The organism is Paraburkholderia sp. BR10872 (genome assembly GCF_040965835.1).
In the GTDB taxonomy this organism is placed as follows: Bacteria; Pseudomonadota; Gammaproteobacteria; order Burkholderiales; family Burkholderiaceae; genus Paraburkholderia; species Paraburkholderia nodosa_A.
In genome coordinates this window covers 1-24,575 of the sequence record NZ_JBFRCN010000084.1, presented here as the reverse complement: position 1 = coordinate 24,575, position 24,575 = coordinate 1, and the positions used below count along the sequence as shown (strand labels likewise).

22 protein-coding genes are annotated in these 24,575 nt (G+C 66.7%); 8 read left to right on the top strand and 14 right to left on the bottom strand.

Annotated elements, in window-relative coordinates:
- From AB4Y43_RS37855 to mltG, 3 genes are all read right to left on the bottom strand, one after another.
- On the bottom strand, positions 1-837 hold an 837-nt coding region (locus AB4Y43_RS37855; protein WP_368730091.1), incomplete at its 3' end, for a DNA polymerase III subunit delta'.
- Positions 838-924: 87 nt separating this feature from the next.
- Positions 925-1,545 carry a dTMP kinase gene (gene tmk / locus AB4Y43_RS37850; protein WP_342945736.1) on the bottom strand — a complete coding sequence of 207 codons (621 nt, stop codon included), beginning with the start codon at positions 1,543-1,545 and terminating at the stop codon, positions 925-927.
- On the bottom strand, positions 1,546-2,556 hold the full coding sequence (mltG, locus tag AB4Y43_RS37845; protein WP_342945735.1) for an endolytic transglycosylase MltG: 1,011 nt from the start codon (positions 2,554-2,556) through the stop codon (positions 1,546-1,548). It abuts the gene before it with no gap.
- Positions 2,557-2,633: 77 nt separating this feature from the next.
- On the opposite strand from mltG, the gene AB4Y43_RS37840 reads away from it, so the two are divergent.
- Complete coding sequence (locus AB4Y43_RS37840; protein WP_342945734.1) at positions 2,634-3,653, top strand: folate-binding protein; 1,020 nt, start codon at positions 2,634-2,636, stop codon at positions 3,651-3,653.
- Positions 3,654-3,744: 91 nt separating this feature from the next.
- Positions 3,745-4,599 (top strand): NRDE family protein, encoded by an 855-nt coding sequence (locus AB4Y43_RS37835; protein WP_368730090.1) that lies wholly within the window; start codon positions 3,745-3,747, stop codon positions 4,597-4,599.
- A gap of 7 nt (positions 4,600-4,606) precedes the next feature.
- Here AB4Y43_RS37835 and AB4Y43_RS37830 read toward each other — a convergent pair whose 3' ends face one another.
- The 9 genes from AB4Y43_RS37830 to AB4Y43_RS37790 form a co-directional block, all read right to left on the bottom strand.
- Positions 4,607-4,738 carry a hypothetical protein gene (locus AB4Y43_RS37830; protein ID WP_256094984.1) on the bottom strand — a complete coding sequence of 44 codons (132 nt, stop codon included), beginning with the start codon at positions 4,736-4,738 and terminating at the stop codon, positions 4,607-4,609.
- Positions 4,739-4,746: 8 nt separating this feature from the next.
- Positions 4,747-5,628, bottom strand: a complete 882-nt coding sequence (locus tag AB4Y43_RS37825) for an SDR family oxidoreductase (RefSeq protein WP_069268078.1) — start codon at positions 5,626-5,628, stop codon at positions 4,747-4,749.
- 88 nt (positions 5,629-5,716) lie between these two features.
- Positions 5,717-6,715 carry an NADP-dependent oxidoreductase gene (locus tag AB4Y43_RS37820; protein WP_342945732.1) on the bottom strand — a complete coding sequence of 333 codons (999 nt, stop codon included), beginning with the start codon at positions 6,713-6,715 and terminating at the stop codon, positions 5,717-5,719.
- 110 nt (positions 6,716-6,825) lie between these two features.
- On the bottom strand, positions 6,826-7,272 hold the full coding sequence (locus AB4Y43_RS37815; RefSeq protein ID WP_028207000.1) for a PaaI family thioesterase: 447 nt from the start codon (positions 7,270-7,272) through the stop codon (positions 6,826-6,828).
- An 89-nt stretch (positions 7,273-7,361) separates the two neighbouring features.
- Positions 7,362-7,664 (bottom strand): Dabb family protein, encoded by a 303-nt coding sequence (locus tag AB4Y43_RS37810; protein WP_368730092.1) that lies wholly within the window; start codon positions 7,662-7,664, stop codon positions 7,362-7,364.
- A gap of 176 nt (positions 7,665-7,840) precedes the next feature.
- Positions 7,841-9,019, bottom strand: a complete 1,179-nt coding sequence (locus AB4Y43_RS37805) for an acetyl-CoA C-acyltransferase (protein WP_342945731.1) — start codon at positions 9,017-9,019, stop codon at positions 7,841-7,843.
- A gap of 53 nt (positions 9,020-9,072) precedes the next feature.
- Positions 9,073-9,708 carry a bifunctional nicotinamidase/pyrazinamidase gene (gene pncA, locus AB4Y43_RS37800; RefSeq protein ID WP_368730089.1) on the bottom strand — a complete coding sequence of 212 codons (636 nt, stop codon included), beginning with the start codon at positions 9,706-9,708 and terminating at the stop codon, positions 9,073-9,075.
- Between the two features lie 46 nt (positions 9,709-9,754).
- Positions 9,755-11,836 (bottom strand): 3-hydroxyacyl-CoA dehydrogenase NAD-binding domain-containing protein, encoded by a 2,082-nt coding sequence (locus AB4Y43_RS37795; RefSeq protein WP_342945730.1) that lies wholly within the window; start codon positions 11,834-11,836, stop codon positions 9,755-9,757.
- A gap of 244 nt (positions 11,837-12,080) precedes the next feature.
- A complete protein-coding gene (locus AB4Y43_RS37790) occupies positions 12,081-13,769 on the bottom strand; it encodes a 3-(methylthio)propionyl-CoA ligase (RefSeq protein ID WP_368730088.1) in 1,689 nt (562 codons plus the stop codon).
- A gap of 143 nt (positions 13,770-13,912) precedes the next feature.
- Here AB4Y43_RS37790 and AB4Y43_RS37785 point away from each other — a divergent pair, with 143 nt between their 5' ends.
- From AB4Y43_RS37785 to AB4Y43_RS37765, 5 genes are all read left to right on the top strand, one after another.
- The gene (locus tag AB4Y43_RS37785; protein WP_368730087.1) at positions 13,913-15,511 is read left to right on the top strand and encodes a YdiU family protein; all 1,599 of its coding nucleotides are present in this window, start codon (positions 13,913-13,915) and stop codon (positions 15,509-15,511) included.
- A 50-nt stretch (positions 15,512-15,561) separates the two neighbouring features.
- Positions 15,562-15,981, top strand: coding sequence for a peptide-methionine (R)-S-oxide reductase MsrB (gene msrB / locus AB4Y43_RS37780; protein ID WP_342945727.1), 420 nt, complete (start codon positions 15,562-15,564; stop codon positions 15,979-15,981).
- A gap of 103 nt (positions 15,982-16,084) precedes the next feature.
- Positions 16,085-16,618, top strand: coding sequence for a septation protein A (locus AB4Y43_RS37775; RefSeq protein WP_069268086.1), 534 nt, complete (start codon positions 16,085-16,087; stop codon positions 16,616-16,618).
- Positions 16,615-16,923, top strand: coding sequence for a BolA family protein (locus AB4Y43_RS37770; RefSeq protein ID WP_342945726.1), 309 nt, complete (start codon positions 16,615-16,617; stop codon positions 16,921-16,923). The genes AB4Y43_RS37775 and AB4Y43_RS37770 overlap by 4 nt, the downstream gene beginning before the upstream one ends.
- 60 nt (positions 16,924-16,983) lie before the next feature.
- The gene (locus AB4Y43_RS37765) at positions 16,984-17,763 is read left to right on the top strand and encodes a peptidylprolyl isomerase (RefSeq protein ID WP_069268088.1); all 780 of its coding nucleotides are present in this window, start codon (positions 16,984-16,986) and stop codon (positions 17,761-17,763) included.
- Between the two features lie 69 nt (positions 17,764-17,832).
- On the opposite strand, the gene AB4Y43_RS37760 is transcribed toward AB4Y43_RS37765, so the two are convergent.
- Positions 17,833-18,948 carry a Fic family protein gene (locus AB4Y43_RS37760; protein ID WP_342945725.1) on the bottom strand — a complete coding sequence of 372 codons (1,116 nt, stop codon included), beginning with the start codon at positions 18,946-18,948 and terminating at the stop codon, positions 17,833-17,835.
- Positions 18,949-19,170: 222 nt separating this feature from the next.
- On the bottom strand, positions 19,171-23,247 hold the full coding sequence (gene purL / locus AB4Y43_RS37755) for a phosphoribosylformylglycinamidine synthase (RefSeq protein ID WP_342945724.1): 4,077 nt from the start codon (positions 23,245-23,247) through the stop codon (positions 19,171-19,173).
- A 342-nt stretch (positions 23,248-23,589) separates the two neighbouring features.
- Here purL and AB4Y43_RS37750 point away from each other — a divergent pair.
- On the top strand, positions 23,590-24,575 hold a 986-nt coding region (locus AB4Y43_RS37750), incomplete at its 3' end, for an FAD-dependent oxidoreductase (protein ID WP_368730086.1).

Genomic DNA, 24,575 nt, shown 5'->3' with positions numbered 1-24,575 from the left:
GTCGTAGACCCAGCGCTGCAGCCAGCCGAGCACGAGCGGCACCGGCAGCTTCTGCAGCGTCTCGCCGCACGCAAAGGCGTCGCAGGCGGGGCCCGCCGCGAGCTGGGCCAGGGTCCAGTCGCGCAGCGTGCGGTTTTCGTCGTGCGCGAGCGCGAGCGCCGCGAGGGGCGCGCCGCCGGCTTCGGCGAGCAGCGCCGGCGCGTCGTCCACGCCCTGCTGCGCGAGCCAGGTCGCAGCGGCTTGGGGCGCCGGCGTGCCCATGGGCCACTGGCGGCAGCGGCTGATGATGGTCGGCAGCAGGCGGTCGATGCGCGCCGAGACCACGAGGAACACCACGCCCGCGGGCGGCTCTTCGAGCGTCTTCAGCAGCGCGTTCGCGGCGGCGACGTTGAGCGCCTCGGCCGGATACAGGACGACCACGCGCAGGCCGCCGCGATGCGAGCCCACGCCCGTGAAGTCGAGCAGCGCCCGCACTTGCTCGATGCGGATTTCCTTGCTCGGCGCGCGGCCCTTCTTGCCCTCTTCGCCGTCGGCCTTGTCGGCCTTTTCGGCTTTGGCCTCGTCGTCGCCGGCCTGGCCGATTTCGCCCGCCAATGCCTCGGGCACGACGATGCGGTAATCCGGATGATTGCCTTGGACGAACCAGTTGCAGGCCGCACAGGCGCCGCACGGCTCGCCATTGGCCTGCGGCGCTTCGCAGAGCAGCCCCTTCGCGAGATGCTGCGCGAACTGGAGCTTGCCGATGCCCGCCTGGCCATGCAGCAGGAGCGCGTGCGGCCAGTGGCTGCGCAGTTGCTGCAGGCGTAGCCAGTCGTCGGTTTGCCAGGGATAGATCATCTTCGGAATCAATCGGTTAAGCGGTCTTCTGCAGAATTCACATGAAGATCGCGCAGCCCTATAAGAGCGCCAAATATCGCTTCGAAATCAAAGCGCTGCGATCACTTGCTCGAGTTTTTTGCGAATCGCGTCGATGCCCTGCGACGAATCGACGATCGCAAAACGATACGGCGCCTCTTCCGCGCGGCGCAGGTATTCGGTGCGCGTGCGCTTGAAAAACGCATCGGACTCGCTTTCGAAGCGATCGGGTTCGCGCGCCGCGCCGCGCCGCTCGCTCGCCGTATCGGGCGGCAGGTCGAACAGCACCGTCAGGTCCGGCTGGAAACCGCCCTGCACCCAGCGCTCCAGCGTTTCGAGCTTGTCGCGCGGCAGCCCGCGGCCGCCGCCCTGGTAGGCGAAGGTGGCGTCGCTGAAACGGTCGGACAGGACCCAGTCGCCGCGCGCGAGCGCGGGCTCGATCACCTTGGCGAGGTGCTCGCGGCGCGCCGCGAACATCAGGAGCGCCTCGGTTTCGAGGTCCATCGGCTGATGCAGCACGAGTTCCCGGATCGACTCGCCCAGCGGCGTGCCGCCGGGTTCGCGCGTCATGACGACCGTACGGCCCGTCGGCCCGAGTTTCTGGGCGAGTTGATCGCAAAACCAGGCGAGATGCGTGGTCTTGCCCGCGCCGTCGATGCCCTCGAACGTGATGAATCGGCCCCGCGCCATTTAATTTCCCCGGATGTATTTGTCGACGGCCTTGTTGTGGTCGACAAGATTGTCAGAAAAGACGCTGCTGCCGTCGCCGCGCGCCACGAAGTACAGCGCAGCCGTCGATGCCGGATTGAGCGCCGCCTGGATCGCCGCGACGCCGGGCAGCGCAATGGGCGTTGGCGGCAACCCAAGGCGCAGGTAGGTATTGTAAAGAGTGTCCGACTGCAGATCGCGCTTGCGCAAATGCCCCGCGTAGTTGTCGCCCAGACCGTAGATCACGGCGGGATCGGTCTGCAGCGGCATGCCCACTTTCAGGCGGTTCGAGAACACGGCCGCCACGAGCGCGCGGTCGGCGGCGCGGCCCGTCTCCTTTTCGACGAGCGACGCGAGCGTCAGCGCCTCGTAGGGCGACTTGAGCGGCAAGCCGGGGGCGCGCGCGGTCCATGCTTCGTTCAGACGCGTCTGCATCAGGTGATACGCGCGTCGATAGACATCGACATCGCTCGAGCCCTTGTCGAACAGATAGGTGTCGGGGAAAAACAACCCCTCGCCGCTGCCGTTCGGCGCCGGCGGCGCGCCGATCGCGGCGAGCAGCTCGGCGTCGCTCATGCCGGCCGTGTCGTGGCGCAGTGCGGGGTTCGCGTCGAGTTCGGCGCGCATATGCTTGAACGTCCAGCCCTCGATGATGGTGGCGACGGACTCGTTCACGTCGCCGAGCGCCATTTTCTGCAGCACCTCATAGGGCGTGATGCCCGCCTTGAATTCGTAGTTGCCCGATTTGAGCTGGCTCTGCAAACCGAGCACGCGCGTCATGAGCACGAAAAGTTGCGTCTGCACGGGCACGCCGCCGCGCCGCAATTGGAGCGTGACACTGCGCACGGTGCTGTGCGGCTTGATGGTGACGTCGAGCTGTGGGGCGGCCAGTTCGAGCGGCGTGGTGGCCCAGCGCCACACGCCGCCTGCCGCGGCGGCGCCAATCACGACTAGCGCGGCGCCGGCAACAAGGCATTTCTTCAGAAGGGACATGGAAACACGACTCAGGGGGACCTCATATAATAACTGCTTGCCTTCGCTAAAGTCAGGATTGACTGTTCCCCGAATCCATGAACTCACCGCTCGATCCCGCTTCCACGCTTTCCGCTCCTGAATCCACGGCCGACTTCGACGCCGTTCTGAAAGGCGGCGCCTACGCGATCCTGCCGCAGTTCGGCGTGATCGACGCCAATGGCGACGACGCCGCGACCTTCCTGCACAGCCAGCTCACCAACGACGTCCAGCATCTCGACGTGGCCGGCGCGCGCCTCGCGGGCTACTGCTCGCCCAAGGGCCGTCTGCTCGCCTCGTTCCTCACCTGGAAGACCGGCGACACGATCCGTCTCCTGATCTCGAAGGACGTACAGGCGCCGGTGCAAAAACGCCTGTCGATGTTCGTGCTGCGGGCCAAGGCCAAGCTCACCGACGACAGCGACAAGCTGCTCGTAGTGGGGCTCGCTGGCGACGTGCGCGGCGCGCTCGCGAGCGTGTTCGACGCGCTGCCCGACGGCGTGCACGTGAAGGTGGACGACCCCGCAGGCACGCTGATCCGTGTGCCCGACGCGGCCGGCGTGCTGCGTTATCTGTGGGTCGGCCCGAAGCAAGCGGTGCAGGAGCGCCTCGCGAAGCTCGAGGGTTTGGTCGAGCGCGTGTCGCCGGCGGTGTGGGACTGGCTCGACATTCGCGCGGGCGAGCCGCGCATCACGCAGGCCGTGAGCGAGCAGTTCGTGCCGCAGATGGTCAACTACGACGTGCTGGGCGGCGTGAACTTCCGCAAGGGCTGCTACCCCGGCCAGGAAATCGTCGCGCGCAGCCAGTATCGCGGCACGATCAAGCGCCGCACCGCGCTCGCCAATGTGGCCGCGAATCTGGACGCCGCGCATGCGGGGGCCGAGCTTTTCCATTCGGACGACCCGAGCCAGCCGTGCGGCATGGTCGTGAACGCCGCCGCCGCGCCCGAGGGCGGCGTCGATCTGCTCGCCGAGATCAAGCTTGCCGCACTCGAAACGGGCAGCGTGCATCTCGGCGCCGCGGACGGCCCCGCGCTGCGCGTGTTGCCGCTGCCGTACGCGTTGCCGGCCGAAATTTGACGCTGCGCACCGCGTCCATTGCACGTGAGGCGCCCGGCGCCTCGCGTTGCCTGGGCATGGCCCCAGACCCGACCCTGCAGGGGCCACTTCCATGTGCCTGATCGTGTTCGACTGGCGTCCGCGCGCGCGCGCCGGCGCGCTTTTCACGCTCGCGGCCAACCGCGACGAGTTCCTGCGCCGCACCGCCGACCCGCTGCACTGGTGGAACGCCTCGGACGACGTCACGTCCCAGGGCAGTTCGGCAACGGGCGTGCTGGCGGGCCGCGATCTCGTCGGCGGCGGCACGTGGCTGGGCATGACGCGCCGCGGCCGCTTCGCCGCGCTCACGAACTATCGCGCGCCGAACGACATGCGCCCCGACGCGCCCACGCGCGGCACGCTCGTCTCGCGCTGGCTCACCGGCGCGCAAGGTCTGCCCGATACGCCGCTCGGCTATCTCGACGAGATCGCGCGCTCGGGCGATCTCTATAACGGCTTCAATCTGATCGTCGGCGACTGGACGCGGCGCGAGCTGGCGTGGTACTGCAATCGCGCGGACCGCGCGCCGGCCTTGCTGCCCGAAGGCACGCACGGCATTTCCAATGCCGTGCTCGACACGCCGTGGCCCAAGCTCGTACGCAAGCGCGCAGAACTCGCACAGCTCGCGACGGGCGACGCGCAAGTCCCACTCGCGCGGCTCGTAGACATGATGCGCGACCCGCAGGTCGCGCCCGACCGCGAGTTGCCCGCCACGGGCATTTCGCTCGAACGCGAACGTGCGCTTTCCGCGGCATTCATCGAAACGCCCGACTACGGCACACGCGGCACCACGGCGCTGCGCGTCACGCTGCGCGGCACCCTGCTGGATGTGGAAGCGCTAGAGCGCAGCGACGACGACGGCGCGCATCGCGTCGTCCGCCCGGGCGCCTTCGAGCGCCACGAAACCTATACCGTCGAAAGAGGCTGAGCGCGTTTCAGTCGCCCGTGCCGTACGCGACGCGCGGCGCGTGCGCGGCCTGCTGCTGTGCGCGCCGCGCCTCGTCGATGAACGCGCCCATCTTGATGAACTCGTGGATCGTGCCGTCGTAACGCACGAGCGTGACCACCGCCGCGTTTATTGCGGCGCTTTCTTGACTTCAGGTTTGAGCGAGAGCGGATCGGTCGGGTTGCGCAATGTTTCGATGTCCTCATGACGCAGCTTCACCGAAGGAAGAATCTGCGGATGCGTGAGGATATAAAAGTGCCCGTCCCGCACGGCGTCGAAGGTCGCCTTCGCGACGTCGTCGGGCGTGAGCTTGCCGGAGCGCACCGCGCGCTGCAACTGCAGATCGGCGGCTTGCTGCGAGCGCGTGGGTGGTTCTTCGTTGCGAAGATCGTCAGGGCGGGCGCGCTCGGCGTTCGCGATGCCGGTCGACACGAAGGCCGGACACAGCAACGAGCAACTCACCTTGTCGGTCACGTTCTTCAGGTCGTGATAAAGCGTCTCGGTGAGCGAGACCACGGCATGCTTCGACGCGTTGTACACGCCCATGGCGGGCGGCGAAAGCAACCCCGCCACCGACGCCGTGTTGACGATATGCGCGCGCTCGCCCTGCGCGAGCATGGCTGGCGTGAAGCTACGCACGCCATTGGCCACGCCCATTACGTTCACACCGAACACCCAGTCCCAGTCCTTCGCGGTGCTTTCCCACACGAAGCCGCCGGTGCCGACGCCCGCGTTGTTGAAGAGCAGATGGACCTTGCCATACGCGTCGAGCGCGGCCTTAGCGAGTGCGTCGACCTGCGCGGCATCGCGCACGTCGGTGCGCACGTCGATGGCCTGCGCGCCGCCTTCGCGCAAGGCATTGACGGTTTCGTCGAGCAGCGTCTGATCGACATCGGCGAGCACGAGCTTCATGCCGAGCGCTGCGGCCTGTTGCGCGAACGCGCGGCCAAAGCCGCTTGCCGCGCCCGTGATGACAGCCACGCGGCCGTCGAACTCAAACGGTTCGGACATTGCGAATCCTGCGGTGAAGGTTGCGGTGAATACTGCGCACTGAAAAGCGAAGCACCCTTCCAGGGCGCTTGCGCTCACACTCAGATAGTTAGATCAACTTGACGAGCTGCTTGCCGAAGTTGTGGCCTTTGAGCATGCCGAGGAACGCGCTGGGCGCGTTCTCGAGCCCCTCGGCCACGGTCTCACGATACGCGAGCTGCTGCTTCGCGACCAGCGTACCCAGTTCAGCGAGCGCCTGCGGCCACACTTCCATGTGCTCGCTCACGATGAAGCCCTGCGCAAGCAGGCGCTGCGTGAGCAGCAGTTGCGGATACTTGAGCGGCATCGGCTCGCCGTCGTAGCCGGCGATCATCCCGCACAGCGCGATGCGGCCGAACGCGTTCATGCGCGCGAGCGTAGCGTCGAGCACCGCGCCGCCGACGTTCTCGAAGTAGCCGTCCACGCCGTCCGGCGTCGCGGCCTTGAGATCCTGATAGAGATTGCCGGCCTTGTAGTCGACGCATGCGTCGAAGCCGAGCGTCTCCACGACATAGCGGCATTTGTCCGCGCCGCCCGCGATACCCACCGCGCGGCAGCCCGCGCGCTTCGCAAGCTGGCCGACCACGCTGCCCACCGCGCCGCTCGCCGCGCTCACGACGACGGTTTGCCCCGCCTTCGGCTCGATGATGCGATTCAGGCCGTACCACGCGGTGACGCCCGGCATGCCGACCGGCCCGAGGTACGCGGAAAGCGGCACATGCGTCGTATCGACGACATGCAGGTCACTGCCGTTCGAGGTGCCGAACTCCTGCCAGCCGAACATGCCCACGACCTTGTCGCCGACCTTGAACTTCGGGTTGCGCGACTCGACCACCTCGCCCACCGTGCCGCCGATCATCACCGAGTCGAGCGGCTGCGGCGCTGCGTACGACTTGCTGTCGTTCATGCGCCCGCGCATGTACGGATCGAGCGAGAGATAGTGGTTGCGCACGCGCAGCTGGCCCTCTTCGAGCGGTGCGAGCGGCGTTTTGACGAGGCGGAAGTTATCGACGCTCGCGGCGCCTTCCGGGCGCGAAGCGAGCAGGATCTGGCGATTGGTCTGGGTCATGGCATCCGTGTTGCTTCGTTGGGCGCGGCGAGGCGTTGCACGCCTGCCGCGCGAGAGAACAGCACCCGGGTGCGCACGAGCAAAGCCCTCGCACGCGCCCGATTGCGCGTTTAACCGTCGCTCGGCCCCGGCCGCGCGCTGGGGTCGCTGCGCAGACGCTGACGCGTCACGTCACGGCCCACCGCAAGCCGGCGCATGTACTTGAAGGTGCCGAGCGCCTTGGCGACGAAATGGCCTTCGCTGTCGCGAATCTCGCCTTCGCAATAGGCCATGGTGGTGGAACGGTGCAGCACGCGGCCGGTGGCGCGCAATTCGCCGCGCCCCGGCTGCATGAAGTTCACTTTCATTTCGACGGTGACGACGCCCACGCCGTCGGCGGCGACGCTGCGCGCGGCCATGGCGAGCGCGATGTCGGCGAGCGTCATCGTGACGCCGCCGTGCGCGACGTCCCATGTATTCAGATGCCGCTCGGCGAGCGGCAGCACGACTTCGCTCGCGCCGTCACGCGCGCTCACGAGTTGCGCGCCGAGGTGCTCGACGAAGGGACTCTCGATGATCGTGAGCGATGGTTGCGGTTCTTGAGCGTCTTCGCTTTTTGGCGCGCCGCCGCCCTGCGATTGATCTGCGGTACCGGTCATGATGCGCGTTAGACCACGTAATCCACGCACTGACGCGACTCGACCACGAGCTTCGCGAACTGCTTCACGACGAGATGCTCGGGGCGGTCCTGATAGCCGTCGAGCGCGGCCTGGTCGGCGAAGTCGGAGACGAGCACGAGGTCGAATGTGGAAGCGAGGCCCGGCTCGGCCACACCGACTTCGAGGTGCAGCGTGCCCGGCACGAGATCGCGGCAGCCTTCGAGCAGCGCCTTGAACTTCACGACGTTCTCGGCGCGCGTCGCGCCTTCGGCCGACTCCTTGAGCTTCCACATCACGATATGACGAATCACGAACTCACCTCTTTCAGTCTGCATGGGAACAGGCGCCGCACCGTGCGCGCGCCGATAGCCGTCATGATACCCGCAGCGGCACGGGTGCGAGAGCGGCTCGGCACGCGGAAAGCCGCGGGAAAGCGGTGGTGTGGCCGAGGCGGCGGCAGACTCTCGCGAGTCCGCCGCACCGTGCATCAAACGACCTCGAAGAGGCCGGCAGCGCCCTGCCCGCCGCCGATGCACATCGTCACCACGACGAACTTCGCGCCGCGGCGCTTGCCTTCGATGAGCGCGTGGCCCGTGAGGCGCGCGCCCGACACGCCGTACGGGTGACCGACGGCGATCGCGCCGCCGTTCACGTTCAGGCGGTCGGCGGGAATGCCGAGCTTGTCGCGGCAGTACAGCACCTGCACCGCGAACGCTTCGTTCAGCTCCCACAGGCCGATGTCCTCGACCTTCAGTCCCGTCTGCTTGAGCAGCTTGGGCACGGCGAACACGGGACCGATGCCCATCTCGTCCGGCTCGCAGCCCGCCACGGCGAAGCCGCGGAAAATGCCGAGCGGCTGCAGGCCTTCGCGTTCCGCGACTTTAGCGTTCATCACGACGCAGGCGCTCGCACCGTCCGAGAACTGGCTCGCGTTGCCGGCCGTAATGACGCCGCCCGGCATCGCCGTGCGGATCTTCGCAACGCCCTCGAGCGTGGTGTCGGCGCGAATGCCTTCGTCGGCGGCGATCGTCACTTCCTTCGTGACGAGCTGCCCCGTGGCCTTGTCGGCGACACCGGCGAGGACCGTCATCGGCACGATTTCGTCGTTGAAGAGACCGGCTGCCTGCGCGGCCGCCGCGCGCAGCTGCGACTGCACGCCGTACTCGTCCTGGCGATCCTTCGAGATTTCATAGCGCTTCGCGACGTTCTCGGCCGTTTGCAGCATGCTCCAGTAGATTTCGGGCTTGTGCTGGTTGAGCCAGCCTTCGGCCACCATGTGGCGGTTCATCTCGTTCTGCACGCACGAGATCGATTCCACACCGCCCGCGACGAACACGTCGCCTTCGCCCGCGATCACGCGTTGCGCGGCAAGCGCGATCGTCTGGAGTCCCGATGAACAGAAGCGGTTCACCGTCATGCCCGGCACGCTCACGGGCAGGCCCGCACGCAGCGCGATCTGGCGCGCGATATTCGCGCCCGTGGCGCCCTCGGGGTTCGCGCAGCCCATGATCACGTCTTCCACGCGGGCGGGGTCGATCTTCGCGCGCTCGACGGCGGCTTGCGTCACGTGCCCGCCGAGCGTGGCGCCGTGCGTCATGTTGAAGGCGCCCTTCCAGGATTTGGCGAGGCCCGTGCGGGCGGTCGATACGATTACGGCGTCAGTCATGCGATGTCTCCCACTACGAATATTGAATCCAGAGGATGTCTTTGATTGGACGTTCAGGCGGACAGTGCCAGCACCTCGGCCGCCTGCGCGCGCTTCACACCGGCCGCGAGCAACTGCTGCCACGCGGCGGCAAGCGAGCCGTTCAGGTCGATGGCGCGCGAGGCGTCTTCGATCAGCACGGTTTCGAAGCCGGCAGCGCGCGCGTCGAGCGCGGACCACGCCACGCAGTAGTCGGTCGCGAGGCCGCAGCAGTACACGCGCTTCACGCCTACGTCGCGCAGGTAACCCGCGAGGCCCGTCGGCGTCTTGCGGTCGGCTTCGAGAAACGCGGAGTAGCTGTCCACGTCGGCGTGATGGCCCTTGCGGATCACCGCGCGCGCGTGCGGCACGTCCAGGTCGCGATGCAGCGCCGCGCCTTCGGTGCCCTGCACGCAATGCACGGGCCACAGCACTTGCTCGCCGTAGGGCAGCGCCGTCGTCTCGAACGGCGCGCGCCCCGCGTGGTTGGCCGCAAATGAAACGTGCTGCGCCGGGTGCCAGTCCTGCGTGAGCACCACGTGGCTGAAGCCCTGCGCGAGCCGGTTCGCGACCGGCACGACTTCATCGCCACGCGCGACAGCAAGCGCGCCGCCGGGCATGAAGTCGTATTGCAGGTCGATCAGCAGGAGCACGTCGTCTGCGCTTCTCATGATGTTCGTCCGCCTGTTCGTCCGCTTTTGCGTCCGTAAGTGATGCTTAGTTGAACGTACCGCCACTGGCAGCCAGTTCGACGATCGAAGGCGCGACTTCCCACGCCTCGCCATTGCGCTGCTGCGCATAGCGGCGAATCGCGCGCTCGACGTTGTAGAGGCCGACCGTGTCGGCGTACAGCATCGGGCCGCCGCGCCACAGCGGGAAGCCGTAGCCCGTGAGATAGACCATGTCGATGTCCGACGCCTTCGAAGCGATGCCCTCTTCGAGAATCTTCGCGCCTTCGTTGACGAGCGAGAACACGAGACGCTCGACGATTTCCTCGTCGCTGATCTTGCGGCGCTCAACACCGGCTTCCTTCGAGTACGCGACGATCATCTCGTCGACGAGTTTCGAAGGCAGCGCGTTGCGCTCGCCCGCCTTGTAGTCGTACCAGCCCGCGCCGGTCTTCTGCCCGAAGCGGCCGGTCTCGCACAGACGATCGGCGATCTTCGAGTACTTCATGTCCGGGTGTTCCTGATAGCGGCGCTTGCGAATGGCCCAGCCGATATCGTTGCCGGCCAGATCGCTCATGCGGAACGGGCCCATCGCGAAGCCGAACTTTTCGACTGCCCGGTCCACTTGCGCGGGCAGTGCGCCTTCTTCGAGCATGTAGAGCGCCTGACGCACGTACTGCTCGATCATGCGGTTGCCGATGAAGCCGTCGCACACGCCCGACACCACGGCCGTCTTGCGGATCTTCTTCGCGACCTGCATGACGGTGGCGAGCACGTCTTTGGCCGTTTCCTTGCCGCGCACGACTTCGAGCAGCTTCATCACGTTGGCAGGACTAAAGAAGTGCAGACCCACCACGTCCTGCGGACGCTTCGTGAACGCCGCGATCTTGTCGACGTCGAGCGTCGAAGTGTTCGAGGCGAGGATCGCGCCAGCCTTGGCGACTTCGTCGAGGCGCTTGAACACCTGCTCCTTCACGCCGAGTTCTTCGAACACTGCCTCGATGATGAGATCGGCTTGCTTGAGGTCGTCGTAGGAGAGCGTCGGGCTGATGAGCGCCATGCGCGCCTCCAGCTTCTCCTGCGTGAGCTTGCCCTTCTTGACCTGCGCTTCGTAGTTCTTGCGGATCGTGGCGAGGCCGCGATCGAGCGCTTCCTGCTTCGTTTCCAGCAGCGTGACCGGCACGCCCGCGTTGAGGAAGTTCATCGTGATGCCGCCGCCCATCGTGCCCGCGCCGATCACGGCCACTTTCTCGATATCGCGCGTGGGCGTGCTCGACGGCACATCGGGAATCTTGCTCGCGGCACGCTCGCCGAAGAACGCGTGGCGCAGCGCGCGGCTTTCCGGCGTCTGCACGAGTTCGAGGAAGCATTCGCGCTCAAAGGCGAGGCCCTTTTCGAAGCCCTGCTTCACACCCGCAGCAATGGCGTCGACGCACTTCACCGGCGCGGGATAGTTCTTCGCCATCGCGCCCACGGTGTTGCGCGAGAACTGCAGGAAGCCTTCGGCGTTCGCGTGTTCGATCTTGCGGTTGCGCACGAGCGGATGCGGGCCCGGCTTGTCGGCCGCCTTGCGCGCGAATGCGATTGCCTCTTCGAGCAGATCGCCTTGCGCCATGGCGTCGAAGAGCCCCGAATTCGCGAGCTTTTCGCTCATCACAGGCGCGCCCGTGACGATCATGTTGAGCGCGGCTTCCAGGCCGATCGCACGCGGCAGACGCTGCGTGCCGCCCGCGCCCGGCAGAATGCCGAGCTTCACCTCGGGCAGCGCGATCTGCGCGCCGGGAGCAGCGATACGGTAGTGCGCGCCGAGCGCGAGTTCGAGACCGCCGCCCATGGCCACGCTATGGATCGCGGCCACGACCGGCTTCGCGCTCTTTTCGACTTCCTTGATGACCGTGTGGAGCGTGGGCTCCTGCATCGCCTTGGGCGTGTTGAATTCGGTGATGTCCGCGCCGCCCGAGAACGCCTTGCCGGCGCCCGTGATCACGATGGCCGCAACGGCCGGATCGCTAGCGGCGCGCGCGAGGCCCTCGACAATGCCTGCGCGGGTCGAATGCCCGAGGCCATTGACGGGCGGATTATTGAGCGTGATGACGGCGACGCCGTCGCGAGTCGTGTAGTCCACTGCCATTTGCCTGCCTCCATGCTTGCGGGCCGCGATGTGCGTCGTCGGTTTCATTGTCCGACATTCCCGGTCAGCAGGCAGAATACCCAAAAAAGAACGTTCGTTCAATTTTTTGCTGCGCTGCGGACGCCAGGGTTTGTACTGAACCCACTAATCTGGCGGGTTGACCGGAAAAAGTCGGAAGAAAAAAACGCAGCCAGATGGCTGCGCCGGAGAACCTTGCGCGGCTGCGCGGGCGGCTCGGGGTGGCTTATCCGCGCTTCGCGGCGTCTTGCGCCGGGTCGAGCGGACAGCCCTCCACGGTCAACGCAGTCGGTAGCACATAGGCGCGGAACTGCTCGCGCAGCTTGAGCTTTTGCAGCTTGCCCGTTGCCGTATGGGGCAATTCGTCGACGAACACGGCGTCGTCGGGCAGCCACCATTTCGCGACCTTGCCTTCGAAGTGCGCGAGCAACTCTTCACGCGTCACCGCGGCGCCGGGCTTCTTCACCGCGACGATGAGCGGCCGCTCGGTCCAGCGCGGATGCGCGCAGGCAATGCACGCGGCCTCCGCGATGGCCGGATGCGCCACGGCGATGTTTTCCAGGTCGATCGAGCTGATCCACTCGCCGCCCGACTTGATCACGTCCTTGCTGCGGTCGGTGATGTGCAGGAAGCCGTCGGGGTCGATCGTGGCGACGTCGCCCGTCGGGAACCAGCCGTCCACGAGCGGCGAGCCGCCTTCCTGGCGGAAATAACGGTCGATCACCCATGGCCCGCGCACGTGCAGGTCGCCGAACGTCACGCCGTCCCACGGCAATTCCCGCCCGTCTTCGCCCACGATCTTCATGTCCACGCCGAAAATCACGCGCCCCTGCTTTTCGAGCAGCGCCTGCTGCGCTTCGCGCGGACGCTCCGACTGCTCCCAGTTGAGCCTCGAGAGCGTGCCGAGCGGCGACATCTCCGTCATGCCCCACGCGTGGATGGTCTGCACGCCGTAGTCGTCCTCGAAGGCGCGCTGGATCGCCGGCGGGCAGGCCGAGCCGCCGACCACCGTGCGCTGCAGCTTGGTAAAACGCACGCCCGCTGCGCGCACATACGCCAGCAAACCGAGCCAGACGGTGGGCACGCCGGCCGAGGCGGTGACGCCTTCCGCTTCCATGAGTTCATAGAGCGACTTGCCGTCGAGATCCTTGCCGGGCATCACGAGCTTCGCACCCGTGAGCGGCGCCGCATGCGGAATCCCCCATGCGTTCACATGGAACATCGGCACGACCGGCAGGATCGCATCGCGCGCGCAAAGCCCCATGGCGTCGGGCAGCGACGCGCCATAGGCATGCAGCACCGACGAGCGATGCGTGTACAGCGCGCCTTTCGGGTTGCCCGTGGTGCCGGACGTGTAGCAAAGGTTCGAGGCGCTGCGCTCGTCGAGTTCCGGCCACGCGAAGTGGCCGTCCTGCGCGGCGAGCAGCGTTTCGTAGCAGAGCACTTCCGTGCGCATTGCCGGCCGGTGCGACTCGTCGCACAACGCGATCCAGCCGCGCACGCTCGGGCATTGCGGCGCGAGCGTGTCGACGAGCGCGGCAATCGTGATGTCGAACAGCACGTAGCGGTCTTCGGCGTGATTGACGATCCACGCGATCTGCTCGGGAAAGAGCCGCGGGTTGATGGTGTGGCACACGGCGCCGAATCCGGTCACACCGAAATAGGCTTCGAGGTGCCGGTAACCGTTCCAGGCCAGCGTGCCGACGCGCTCGCCCGGCGCCACGCCCAGCGCAATGAGCGCCTGGGCAAGCTGCTTCGAGCGCACCTCGCATTCGCGGTAGGTGTAGCGGTGAATATCGCCCTCGATGCGGCGCGAGACGATCTGCGCGCTGCCATGGTGGCGCGCCGCATGCGCAATCAACGACGGGAGCGTGAGCGGCACATCCATCATCTGTCCCAGCAGCGGCGCAGTCATCGGTGGCGGTCTCCTCGCGTTTGATCGGCGTTGTCTGGCGTTGTCTTTGGCGCATCGGGCTGGCGCGCCGGCAAGCTTCGAACGTGCCCCAGCACGCCGGCGGGTGCGGACTTACAATATCGACTATTCAACAGGCCCTCAATATGTCGTTTTCACCAGGCACTCCCGACTCCCAAGGCGGCTCGTCCGCTACGCACCCGCCCGCCACCGGTCCGCTCGCCGACTTCGAACGCGCACTGATCGTGCCGCGCGACGACGCCTTCGCCGCGCTCGGCGCACGCTTTTACACGCGACTGCCCGGCGCGCCGCTGCCTGCGCCTTACATCGTCGGCTTCTCGCAGGCCATGGCCGCGCAACTCGGGCTCGATCCGTCCGCCGTTGCCGACCCCGCGTTCGCCGGGTTCTTTAGCGGAAATTTCACGCGCGAGCGCTCGCCTTCGGCCATGTCGTACGCAACGGTCTACTCCGGCCACCAGTTCGGCGTATGGGCGGGCCAGCTCGGCGACGGCCGCGCCCTCACGCTCGGCGAGGTCGAGCACGAGGGCAGGCGCAACGAGATCCAGCTCAAAGGCGCGGGCCGCACGCCCTACTCGCGCATGGGCGACGGCCGCGCGGTGCTGCGCTCGTCGATCCGCGAATTCCTGTGCTCGGAGGCCATGCATCATCTCGGCATTCCGACCACGCGCGCCCTCACGGTGACCGGCTCCGACCAGCCCGTGCGCCGCGAAGAAATGGAGACGGCTGCGGTCGTCACGCGCGTGTCGCCGAGCTTCGTGCGCTTCGGCCACTTCGAGCACTTCTATTCCCACGACGACGTGGACGCGCTGCGCGCGCTCGCCGACCACGTGATTGCGCGCTTCTATCCGCAACTGCGCGAAGCCGACGACCCGTATCTCGCCCTGCTCGACGAGGCGGTGCGCACCACGGCAGCGCTGATGGTCGAGTGGCAGGCCGTGGGCTTCTGCCATGGCGTGATGAATACCGACAACATGTCGATCCTCGGCCTCACGATCGATTACGGTCCGTTCGGCTTCATGGACGGCTTCGACGCCAACCACATCTGCAATCATTCGGATTCGCAGGGCCGCTACGCGTATCGCATGCAGCCGCAGATCGCGTACTGGAATCTCTTTTGCCTCGCGCAGGCGCTCGTGCCGCTGTTCGGCGCGCACTACGACATCGCCGACGAAAAGAAGCGCGGCGAGCGCGTGGTAGCCGACGCGCAAGGCGTGCTCGAACGCTTCAAGGGGCACTTCGCGCCCGCGCTCGAAGCGCGCATGCGCGCGAAGCTCGGCCTCGAACACGAGCGCGAAGGCGACGACGCGCTCGCGAACAAGCTGTTCGAAATCATGCATGCCAACCGTGCCGATTTCACGCTCACGTATCGCCATCTCGCGCGCGTCTCGAAGCATGACGCGAGTGGCGACACGCCGGTGCGCGATCTCTTTCTCGATCGCGCCGCCTTCGACGCGTGGGCTGCCGACTACCGCGCGCGCCTCGCGCACGAAACACGCGACGACGCTGCGCGCGCCGAGGCGATGAACCGCACCAATCCGAAATACGTGCTGCGCAATCACCTCGCGCAAACGGCGATCGAGCGCGCTGCGCAGAAGGACTTCAGCGAAGTCGAGCGGCTCGCCAGGGTGCTCGAGCGGCCATTCGACGAGCAGCCCGAAAACGCGTCGTACGCAGGGCTGCCGCCCGACTGGGCGAGTTCGCTCGAAGTCAGTTGCTCTTCGTGAGCGCGCCCCCATCTACTTGATCCTTGTTTCCCACCCGACAGGAACCCGACATGAGCCAGGACGACCACAACTCACCCTCCTACCCCGGCTACCGGTCCGACGAGCAATGGCGCGAGCAGCTCGACGAAGGCCAGTATCAGGTCACGCGCCATGCGGCCACGGAGCGCGCCTTCACGGGCAAGTACTGGGATCATTTCGATCGCGGTGTGTATGACTGTGTGTGTTGCGGCACGCCGCTCTTCGAGTCCGACACGAAATTCGACGCGGGTTGCGGCTGGCCGAGTTACTTCCGCCCGATCAACGGCGAGGTGATCGAAGAGAAAACCGACCGCACGCACGGCATGCTGCGTATCGAGGTGCGCTGCAAGAACTGCGGCGCGCACCTCGGCCACGTGTTCGAGGATGGTCCGGCCCCGACGGGCCTTCGGTATTGCATCAATTCGGCTGCGCTACAATTCGAGCCCAAGTGAACGTTGGCAAGGCAGCCCCGCGCCCCCGCGCGGGGCCCAATGCGGCCTTGACAGCGTCGTGCCCTCTTTTGCCGGGCTCAATTCGTCAACTCTCAGGCCGATAATGAAATTCCTGTTTGATCTGTTCCCGATCATCCTCTTTTTCGTCGCCTTCAAGCTGTGGGGCATCTTCACGGCTACGGCCGTGGCGATTGGAGCTACGCTCGTGCAGATCGCGTGGGTCGCATTCCGTCACCGCAAGGTCGACCCGATGCTGTGGCTTTCGCTGGGCATCGTCGTCGTGTTCGGCGGCGCCACGCTGATGCTGCACGACGAAACCTTCATCAAGTGGAAACCGACCGTGCTCTACTGGGCGTTCTCGGTCGTGCTGCTCGTCTCGCAGATGGCCTTCGGCAAGAACCTCATCGAAGCGATGATGGGCAAGCAGATCACCCTGCCGCCGCGCATCTGGACGCAACTGAACTTCGTCTGGTCGATCTTCTTCGCGCTGCTCGGCATTCTTAATCTCTTCGTGGCATTCCACTTCTCCACCGACGCGTGGGTCGACTTCAAGCTGTTCGGCGCGACCGGCATTCTCGTGGTGTTCATCGTCGGCCAGAGCCTGTGGCTTTCGCGTTACATGAAGGAAGAAGAATGAGCGACGTCTTTCTCAACGCCAGCCCCGCCGAGCGCATGGCGCTCATCGAAACGCGCCTGACCGCGGCGCTCACCCCGGTTTCGATCGACGTACGCGACGACAGCGCGCAGCATGCCGGACACGCGGGCGCCGCTGCCGGCGGTCACTATCATGTCACGATCGTTGCGGGCGCATTCGCGGGGAAAGCCCGCGTGGCAAGGCATCGCATGGTGTATGATGCGCTGGCCGAGGCCATGCAGCGCGGCATCCACGCTCTCGCGATCACGGCGCTCACGCCCGAAGAAGCCGCGGCGCTGCCCCGCTAGCCCACGTTAGATTTCGACTTTTTTGTTCGCCATTTTGGTTCGCCCCGTTAGGACTTTCCGATGACCTTGAAGAAGACCCATCTCTGGGTGTTGCTGGCTGCTTGCGCGGCGGCTCCCGCCTTTGCGCAGAACATCGCCGTCGTGAACGGCACGCCGATTCCCAAAGCGCGCGCCGATGCGCTGGTCCAGCAGCTTGTCCAACAAGGCCAGCAGGATTCGCCGCAACTGCAAATGGCGGTGCGCGAGGAGCTCGTGAACCGCGAAATCCTCATGCAGGAAGCCATTCGCGAGGGCATTCCGAACAACCCGGACGTGAAGGCGCAAATCGCCGTGGCCCAGCAGACCGTCGTGCTGCGCGCGCTGATTCAGAACTTCGTGAAGAACAACCAGCCGACCGACGCCGAAGTCAAGGCGCGCTACGACCAGTTGACCAAGGATGCGGGCGGCAGCGAATACCATCTGCACCACATCCTCGTGGACAACGAGCAGCAGGCCAAGGACCTGATCGCGAAGATCAAGGCCGGCGCCAGCTTCGAAGACCTCGCGAAGCAGTACTCGAAGGACCCGGGCTCGGCCAAGAACGGCGGCGACCTCGACTGGTCCGATCCGAAAGCCTATGTGCCGGAATTCGCGGCTGCGGCCACGCATCTGCAGAAAGGCCAGATGACCGATACGCCGGTGCACACGCAGTTCGGCTGGCATATCATCCGCGTGGACGACATCCGCCCGGTCACCCCGCCGCCGCTCGAGCAGGTGCGCCCGCAGATCGTCCAGCAGATCCAGCAGGAAAAGCTGCAGGCGTTCGAAGAGAATCTGCGCAAGCAGGCGAAGATTCAGTAAGGCTGCACGCGGCTCCAAGTGCTGCAAAAGACCCCGCGACCCTCGAAGGCGCGGGGTTTTTGTTTGCGGCTACGCGTTGAGCTCGTAGCTCGTGCTGCGCCCGCCACCCTCCGTCTTGCGCAACACGCCACGCGCCACCAGGTCGTTGATGTCACGCAAGGCCGTATCGGACGAGCATTTGGCAATAGCCGCCCACTTGCCGCTCGTGAGCTTGCCGTCGAAGCCGTCGAGCAAGCGGTTCAGGAGCTTGACCTGGCGCTCGTTGAAGGGCGTCGTAGCCCACTCGCGCCAGAAGCGCGCCTTGGCGAGCACCGCGTCCAGCGTGATTTGCGCCTGATCGACCGCGCGATGCAGCGCGTCGAAGAACCAGGCGAGCCAGAGCGTGACATCCATCGAGCCGCGCTGCGTGCGCTCCAGAATGTCGTAATACCCTTTGCGCTCACGCTGGATCTGCGCGGAGAGGCTGTAAAAGCGCTGCGCACTGCCGTCTGCGCGCGCGAGCAGCAGGTCGCCGATGGCTCTTGCCACGCGGCCATTGCCGTCGTCGAACGGGTGCAGCGTGACGAACCACAAGTGGCCGAGGGCCGCCTTGATCAACGGCGGCTCTCGCGGCGGGCCGTTGAGCCAGTCGAGAAAGCGCTGCGTTTGGGCTTCCAGCCGGTTCGCGGGCGGCGCCTCGAAATGCACGCGTTGACGGCCGATCGGCCCCGAGATCACCTGCATGGGCCCGCTCGCATCGTCGCGCCATGCCCCGACGTTGATGCGCGACAGGCCCGCGTAGCCCGTGGGAAATAGCGCGGCGTGCCAGCCGAACAGGCGCTCGCGCGTGACCGGCGCGCGGCTGTTGGTGGTCGCGTCGAGCACCATCTCCACCACGCCTTCCACGTGGCGGTCTACCGGCGCGAGCGCCCCGATGTCCACGCCCATGCGACGCGCGATGGACGAACGCACGGAGGCGACGTCGAGCTGCTCGCCCTCGATCTCGCTGGTCTTGAGCACGTCCTCCGTCAGGGCTGCGAGGCTCGCCTGATCGCGCAGCGCGAGTCCCACATCGGCCAGTCTGCCCACCAGCAGGCCCTGGGCGCGGCTGACCTCGGCCATGGGCTCGGCGAGCGCCGCCAGATCGAAGCGCCATTGAGGCCAGTCGCCGGCTTCCCAGATGTAGGTGTATTCGCCGCTATTCATGCGGCGATTATGAGACGTATTCGCCGCACGCGCAAGCCAATCACCGCAAAATGTGCGGCGATTAATGTCGATTTTCGCCGCAAGGTCCCACCGGCCGGCGCTCAAAAAGCACAAACCCCGGTCCGCACTCGCAATCGAGGCAGGAACGGGGTTTTCCGCCGGGGCGAGTTGCCCTGCTCCGGCGTCAACCGTCCGCGAAGTTCGCGTGGTTCGCGAGGCGCATTAGCCCACCCACTTGCGCGCGTTCTGGAACGCACGCATCCACGGGCTCGCCTCGCCCCAGGCTTCGGGGTGCCAGCTCATCGTCACCGTGCGCTGCACGCGCTCGGTGTGCGGCATCAGCACGGTGAAGCGGCCGTCGGGCGTCGTGACCGACGTGATGCCTTGCGGCGAGCCGTTCGGATTGAATGGGTAGGCCTCGGTTGCCTGGGCGCGATGGTCGACGTAGCGCATCGCCACCGCGACCTTCGCGATGTCGCCCTGCTGCGAGAAGTCCGCGAAACCTTCGCCGTGCGCGACCGCCACGGGAATGCGCGAGCCTTCCATGCCGTTGAAGAAGATCGACGGCGAGCCCTGCACTTCCACCAGCGAGAAGCGCGCTTCGAACTGCTCCGACTTGTTGCGCGTGAACTTCGGCCAGGCTTCGGCGCCCGGGATCATCGAGGCGAGGCTCGACATCATCTGGCAGCCGTTGCAGATGCCGAGCGCGAACGTGTCCTGACGGGCGAAGAAGGCCGCGAACATGTCCGCGAGCTTCGCGTTGAAGCGGATCGTCTTGGCCCAGCCTTCGCCCGCGCCCAGCACGTCGCCGTACGAGAAGCCGCCGCAGGCCACCGCACCCGCGAAGTCGGCGAGCGTGGCGCGGCCTTCGAGCAGGTCGCTCATGTGGACGTCGTGCGCGTCGAAACCGGCGCGGTCGAACGCGTAAGCGGTTTCGAGGTGCGAGTTCACGCCCTGCTCGCGCAGGATCGCCACACGCGGACGCGCACCCTTGCCGATGAACGGCGCGGCGACGTCCTCGGCCGGATCGAACGTGAGATGCGGCTGCATGCCCGGATCGGCGGCGTCGAGGAGCGCGTCGTATTCGGAATCGGCGCACGCGGGATTGTCGCGCAGACGCGCAATACGCCAGCTCACTTCGCTCCACACGCGTTGCAGCTCCGCACGCGGCGCTTCGTAGATGCGCTTCGCGTCACGGTAGATTTCGATCGAGTCGCGATTGTTCAGCGTGCCGATCACGTGCGAGCACACCGAGAGGCCATGCTGACGCAGCACGCCCATCACGACGTCGCGCTGCTGTGCCGGCACCTGGATCACGGCGCCCAGTTCTTCGGAGAAGAGCGCGCGCAGCGTGCGGTCTTCGCGGCGGCCGCTCGTTTGCTTCGCCCAGTCCTTGGCGTCGCCGTAGTCGGACTCGTGCTCGCTGTCGAGCGCGAGCATGTCCACGTTCAGCGACACGCCCGTGTGACCCGCGAAAGCCATTTCGCACACCGTCGCCCACAGGCCGCCGTCCGAGCGGTCGTGGTACGCGAGCAGCTGCTCGTTCGCGTTCAGTTGCTGGATGGCCGTGAAGAACTGCTTGAGGTCTTCGGCACTGTCGACGTCAGGCACCGCGTCGCCGACCTGCTGCGTGACCTGCGCGAAGATGCTGCCGCCCATGCGATTCTTGCCGCGGCCCAGATCGATCGCGATCAGCACCGACTCACCCGCCTCGTCGACGCGGCGCAGTTGCGGCGTGAGGTGGCGGCGCACGTCGTCGACCGGCGCGAACGCCGAGATGATGAGCGATACCGGCGCGACCACTTCCTTCGCCACGCCTGCTTCGTTCCACTTCGTGCGCATGGAGAGCGAATCCTTGCCCACCGGAATGCCGATGCCCAGCGCCGGGCACAGCTCCATGCCGATCGCCTTCACGGTGTCGTAGAGCGCCGCGTCCTCGCCCGGTGCGCCGCACGCGGCCATCCAGTTCGCGGAGAGCTTGAGCTTGTCGAGCGACAAAATGGGCGCGCTGGCGATGTTGGTGATCGCCTCGCCCACGGCCATGCGGCCCGATGCGGGCGCATCGATCACGGCGAGCGGCGTGCGCTCGGCCATCGTCATCGCTTCGCCCTTGTAGCCCGCATAGTCGAGCGCGGTGATCGCGCAGTCGGCCACCGGCACCTGCCACGGGCCGACCATCTGGTCGCGCACCGTCGTGCCGCCCACCGAGCGGTCGCCGATGGTGATGAGGAACGACTTGCTGCCCACGGTCGGGTGGCGCAACACGCTCTTCGCGACTTCGTCGAGCGAGACGCCCGTGACTTCGACCGGCGCGAGCGGCACGCTCGCGTGCTCGACGTTGCGGTGCATACGCGGCGGCTTGCCGAGCAGGATGTCCATCGGCATGTCGACGGGCTGGTGGCCGCCGTTGGCCGCGAGCGCCTGCTCGTCGGTGTCGATGAGCTTCAGGTCGCGCGCGTCGGTCGCGACGCCCACGACGGCGAACGGGCAGCGCTCACGCTCGCAGATCGCCTGGAATTCGGCCAGATCGGCGGGCGCAATCGCGAGAACGTAGCGTTCCTGCGATTCGTTCGACCAGATTTCGCGCGGCGAAAGCCCCGACTCTTCGAGCTGCACCTTGCGCAGCTCGAAGCGCGCGCCCTTGTCGGCGCCGTCGACGAGTTCCGGGAAGGCGTTGGAAAGGCCGCCCGCGCCCACGTCGTGAATGCTCAGGATCGGGTTGCGCTCGCCCAGCTGCCAGCACGAATTGATGACTTCCTGCGCGCGACGCTCGATTTCCGGGTTGCCGCGCTGAACCGAGTCGAAGTCGAGTTCGGCGGTATTGGTGCCGGTGGCCATCGAGCTGGCCGCGCCGCCGCCCATGCCGATGCGCATGCCCGGGCCGCCGATCTGGATCAGCAGCGTGCCGGCCGGCAGGTCGTGCTTGTGCGTGTGCTGCGCGCTGATATTGCCGAGGCCGCCCGCGATCATGATCGGCTTGTGATAGCCGCGCACGGTGCCCGCCACGTTCTGCTCGTAGGTACGGAAATAGCCGCCGAGGTTCGGCCGGCCGAATTCGTTGTTGAACGCGGCGCCGCCGAGCGGGCCGTCGATCATGATCTGCAGCGGCGAAGCGATGCGGTCCGGGCGGCCATAGGCGCCCTGCGTGTCGGCGGGGTTGCGCAGCGCGAGCGGCACGGCCGCGTCACGCGCGTCTTCCCATGCTTCGCGCGCGTCGGGCAGATCGAGGTTCGAAACCGTGAAGCCCGTGAGACCGGCCTTCGGACGCGCGCCGCGGCCCGTCGCGCCTTCGTCGCGGATTTCGCCGCCCGAGCCCGTCGCCGCGCCCGCGAACGGCGAGATCGCCGTGGGGTGGTTGTGCGTCTCCACCTTCATCAGCGTGTGCGTGAGTTCGGTGTGGCGGCCGTACTGTTCGCCGGGCGTGCCGTCGGCGTGGTTCTTGCGCGGGAACCAGCGCTCCGCGACCGCGCCTTCCATGATCGACGAGTTATCCGAGTAGGCAACGATCGTGCCCTGCGGGCTGATCTTCTCGGTGTTGCGGATCATCGCGAAAAGCGACATATCCTGATCCTGGCCGTCGATCGTCCAGCTCGCGTTGAAGATCTTGTGGCGGCAGTGCTCGCTGTTGGCCTGCGCGAACATCATCAGCTCGACGTCGGTCGGGTTGCGCTCGAGCTTCTTGAAGTTGTCGACGAGATAGTCGATTTCATCGTCGGCGAGCGCGAGGCCCAGTTCGCCGTTGGCCGTTTCCAGCGCCGCACGGCCGTGGCCGAGCACGTCGACCGTCTGCATCGGGCGGGCCGGCAGTTCGTCGAACAGATGCAATGCCGCGTCGCGCGAAGGCGCCACGCTTTCCGTCATGCGGTCGTGCAGCGCCGCGGCGACGGCGGCGTGCGCCTCTTCCGGGAGCGTCTTCTTGCCGCCGAGCAGGCCCGACTTGAGCACCACGGTGTATTCGACGCCGCGCTCGATGCGGCGCACCTGCTCGAGGCCGCAATGGTGCGCGATGTCCGTGGCCTTGCTCGCCCACGGCGACACCGTGCCGAAGCGCGGCACGACGAGGAACGTGAGCGCGCTGCCGCGCTCCTGCGGGGCCGTGAACGGCGCGCCGTAGTGCATCAGCGCGTCGATCTTCGCGCTGTCGTCGGCAGAGAGCGGCTCGGCCGAATTGACGAAGTGCAGATACTGGCCGTGCACGCCGACGATGTTGGCGTCGATACGCTGAAGCGTCTCGAGCAGGCGGGTCTGACGGAAGTCGGAAAGGGCCGAAGCGCCGGGGAAACACGAGAAGTGGGCCATGGACTGGGGCGTTGCGTCGAGGTTGCGTCAGAGTTGCGTCGCGGCTTCGCCTCGCGCGAAACACGTCGCAAGGTGGCGATGCGTCGCGCGGGGGATGGCGACGGTCAGGCGAAGGGAGACCGCGATTATAACCCGGAAGGCCTGTCCTGACCGCCCCGGTGGCCGTGCGACACGCGTGTGGCAAGCCGGCCTCGCGCATGGCGACGCGGACGCTTTCGCTGCTATGATTGCGCGTTTCGTCTGATCGGCGCACCCGGGCATGGCTTCGGCGCGCCGCACGCCCCACCTTCGGCAGGACGCCCTCACCCGAGCGAGCGCCGCCTGCCTGCAGATCGTATCGTCATGGATGTCATCGTCATCGGCGGCGGAATCGCCGGCATCGCTACCGCCTGGCAGCTGCGCGCGGCCGGGCATCGCGTCTGCGTAGTCGAACGCCACGCCACCGTTGCGCAAGGCGCGACCTATGGGCATAGCGGCATTACGCTGCCCACGCCGCTCGACGTCTGGTTCGGCCCCACCTTCCTGCGCAATGGCCGTCAATCGTCCGGCGGCGTGATCAGCAAGACGGGCTGGCGCGGGCACGCGCACGGTTTCGTCAAGCGCCTCGCCACGCTGCACGGCTCCGAGGCGTTCGCCGGGCGCTATGCGCTGCTGCGCCCGCTCATCGACTCGGCGCAAGCGGCGCTCGCCGACATCGACGCGCGCTTCCAGCTCGACTACGAGCAGCGCGACGGACTGCTCTACCTCGTGCGCGGCAACGACGAATGGTCGCTCACGCAACCGGCCCTCGAACTGCTGCGCCGCTTCGAGACGCCTCACCACGCGCTTTCGCCCGCGGAATGCGTGGCTTTCGACCATGCCATCCCCGCCGACCCGCCGTTTGCGGGCGGCGTGCATTTCGAAACCGGCCGGGTGGCCAACTGCCCGCTCTTCGTGAAGCTGCTCAAGCAGGTGCTCGACGCCCAGGGCGGCGTGCAGTTCGAGATGAGCCGCGAGGTCAATGCGATCCGCCTGGAAGACCGGCGCGCAGCCGTGGAGCTGGCGCCGCCGGCGCACGAAGCGGGCCGCTCGCGCGACGTCGAGGTGATCTCGGGCGACGCCGTCGTGGTCGCCGCGGGCGCGCAAACGCCGCGCCTGCTCGCGCCGCTCGGCCTCAAGGTGCCGTTTTATCCGCTGCGCATGCACACGCTCAATTCGCCGGTGGCGCACGAGGAATGCGTGCCGCAGACGACCATCGTCGACGCCGGCAAGCGCATCGCCATCGCGCGCATGAATCACCGGCTGCGCATATCGGGCGCCGCCGTGCTGCTGCGCGCACAGGAAGTCGA

Coding starts and splice junctions, on each gene's coding strand:
- tmk (WP_342945736.1), bottom strand. CDS start 1,545: ATGGCGCGGGGCCGATTCATCACGTTCGAGGGCATCGACGGCGCGGGC.
- mltG (WP_342945735.1), bottom strand. CDS start 2,556: ATGTCCCTTCTGAAGAAATGCCTTGTTGCCGGCGCCGCGCTAGTCGTG.
- AB4Y43_RS37840 (WP_342945734.1), top strand. CDS start 2,634: ATGAACTCACCGCTCGATCCCGCTTCCACGCTTTCCGCTCCTGAATCC.
- AB4Y43_RS37835 (WP_368730090.1), top strand. CDS start 3,745: ATGTGCCTGATCGTGTTCGACTGGCGTCCGCGCGCGCGCGCCGGCGCG.
- AB4Y43_RS37825 (WP_069268078.1), bottom strand. CDS start 5,628: ATGTCCGAACCGTTTGAGTTCGACGGCCGCGTGGCTGTCATCACGGGC.
- AB4Y43_RS37820 (WP_342945732.1), bottom strand. CDS start 6,715: ATGACCCAGACCAATCGCCAGATCCTGCTCGCTTCGCGCCCGGAAGGC.
- AB4Y43_RS37805 (WP_342945731.1), bottom strand. CDS start 9,019: ATGACTGACGCCGTAATCGTATCGACCGCCCGCACGGGCCTCGCCAAA.
- pncA (WP_368730089.1), bottom strand. CDS start 9,708: ATGAGAAGCGCAGACGACGTGCTCCTGCTGATCGACCTGCAATACGAC.
- AB4Y43_RS37795 (WP_342945730.1), bottom strand. CDS start 11,836: ATGGCAGTGGACTACACGACTCGCGACGGCGTCGCCGTCATCACGCTC.
- AB4Y43_RS37790 (WP_368730088.1), bottom strand. CDS start 13,769: ATGACTGCGCCGCTGCTGGGACAGATGATGGATGTGCCGCTCACGCTC.
- AB4Y43_RS37785 (WP_368730087.1), top strand. CDS start 13,913: ATGTCGTTTTCACCAGGCACTCCCGACTCCCAAGGCGGCTCGTCCGCT.
- msrB (WP_342945727.1), top strand. CDS start 15,562: ATGAGCCAGGACGACCACAACTCACCCTCCTACCCCGGCTACCGGTCC.
- AB4Y43_RS37775 (WP_069268086.1), top strand. CDS start 16,085: ATGAAATTCCTGTTTGATCTGTTCCCGATCATCCTCTTTTTCGTCGCC.
- AB4Y43_RS37770 (WP_342945726.1), top strand. CDS start 16,615: ATGAGCGACGTCTTTCTCAACGCCAGCCCCGCCGAGCGCATGGCGCTC.
- AB4Y43_RS37765 (WP_069268088.1), top strand. CDS start 16,984: ATGACCTTGAAGAAGACCCATCTCTGGGTGTTGCTGGCTGCTTGCGCG.
- AB4Y43_RS37760 (WP_342945725.1), bottom strand. CDS start 18,948: ATGAATAGCGGCGAATACACCTACATCTGGGAAGCCGGCGACTGGCCT.
- purL (WP_342945724.1), bottom strand. CDS start 23,247: ATGGCCCACTTCTCGTGTTTCCCCGGCGCTTCGGCCCTTTCCGACTTC.